Here is a 1,644-nt window from a genome sequence, read left to right as displayed (position 1 = left end):
AAGGTAGAGCGATCGCAGACAAAATACCGATGATGATAATTACTACTAGTAATTCAATGAGTGTAAAACCTTCATTTTCGTTCTTTTTGTTGAGGATGTGTTGAAGGAATTTAGCTTTTAGTTCGGTTTTCATAAGTGTTTACCCTGGGGTAGTAAGTGGTTGTGTGTTCTAGATATAACTTACCCAACTGCGATCGCTTTCCTATCACCTTCAGAAAAAAAGTTTGGGATAATGCGGTTACACAATCCAAAATCCTTGCATTAAAAAGCCCCAAGTGTATACCAGGGGCTAGATTCTCAATTTTGTTTGTGAGAGTGCTTTATTCAAATTCAGGTGGCCACAGTTCTGATATCGCCATTTCCCAACCTGGTAGCAAATCTGGTAATGTAAGTATGTCTCCATTTTCCAACACTACTGGAGCTTGGTTTAATCGGTAAACCGTTACTGTTAATTTGTCAGGGTCAATTAGTATACCGACTACAGACCCAAGTTGCAAAAATAGCTGAATCTTCTCTTCAAGCGGTTTGATTCTATCGCTTTTAGATTTAATCTCAACCATTAAGTCTGGAAGTAACTCTACAAAGTCGCGCTTGGTCTTTTTGAGGCGATCAGCTTTAACAAAAGACACGTCAGGGGCACGGAGGTTTCTTTTTTCCGAGTCCTCCTCTTCTATATTCGGCAGGATAAACCCAGCGCTAGAACCAGTTATACGTCCTAGCTTGCGCGACATTACCCAGTTATTCAAAAAAGTAATGAGACGAGCGCCAATTTCCTCTGATTGGTAATCTGATGGCCCCATAACTATGATTTTCCCCTCTACCAACTCCATCTGCCATTCTGGATGCTCGGTTTGTAGCTGCTCTAAGTCTCTAATCGCAAAGGACATAATACACTAAATAACGCTTTTATATCTATCATACGTACCTCAACCTACGAAAGCTACAATGTATTGTGTTGAAATAAAAACGCCTCATAGTTTGCCATTAGTAGCATCAATGAAAACAGATGTAATTTTTTATGAACTTATCAAGGAACTACCACAGATATTTTTTGAACTTATTGATAAACCTAATACTAATCCCAATATCTACACATTTATTGCCCCTGAAGTTAAGCAACAATCATTTCGTTTAGATGGTTTATTTGCTACTATCAAGGGATTTGAAAATGAACCTATGTACTTTGTAAAATTGCAAACCTACAAAGATGAAGAATTTTACGAACGACTTTTTGGGGAAATTTTTGTTTACTTCCGTCAATATAAACCCGCAAACTCAGACTGGTACGCAATTGTTATTTATGGATCGCCGCATTCATGAAACCCCACCTCACCCGCGCTATCAGGCTTTAGTACAACAACATCTACGCTGCATTTATCTTAATGAACTTTCTACTAGGGCTGAAGATTCTTTGGCGATAGGAATTGCCAAACTATTTGTAGAAGCGCCTACAAAAGCTCCTTCCTTAGCTCAACAGTTAATCACTCAGGCACGAGAAGACTTTCCCGATGAAAATCTTCAAAAGAAAGTGCTAGGATTTATCCAAGCCATTGTATTTTATAAGTTTCCCAATCTTACTTTAGAGGAAATTGAAGCTATGCTCGATTTAGATGCATTCAAAAATACTCGATTGTACGAGAGTAT

At 38.3% G+C, this 1,644-nt stretch carries 2 protein-coding genes and 1 pseudogene; 1 reads left to right on the top strand and 2 read right to left on the bottom strand.

Annotation, left to right across the window (positions count from 1 at the left end; translation table 11 throughout):
* A partial coding sequence (locus tag VE944_RS17500) for a prepilin-type N-terminal cleavage/methylation domain-containing protein (RefSeq protein WP_324979397.1) occupies nucleotides 1–133 on the bottom strand: 133 nt, incomplete at its 3' end.
* Nucleotides 134–320: 187 nt separating this feature from the next.
* Nucleotides 321–887, bottom strand: coding sequence for a Uma2 family endonuclease (locus tag VE944_RS17495; protein ID WP_324979394.1), 567 nt, complete (start codon nucleotides 885–887; stop codon nucleotides 321–323).
* A gap of 58 nt (nucleotides 888–945) precedes the next feature.
* Here VE944_RS17495 and VE944_RS34155 point away from each other — a divergent pair.
* Nucleotides 946–1,644, top strand: a pseudogene (locus VE944_RS34155) (Rpn family recombination-promoting nuclease/putative transposase); the annotation flags it as partial.

It is taken from the genome of Nostoc sp., from assembly GCF_035638895.1.
Lineage (GTDB): Bacteria > Cyanobacteriota > Cyanobacteriia > Cyanobacteriales > Nostocaceae > Nostoc.
This window is presented reverse-complemented; position numbering and strand designations above follow the sequence as displayed.

What these genes read in the sequence shown, in the direction of transcription:
- VE944_RS17495 (WP_324979394.1), bottom strand. Translation starts at nt 887, where the DNA reads ATGTCCTTTGCGATTAGAGACTTAGAGCAGCTACAAACCGAGCATCCA.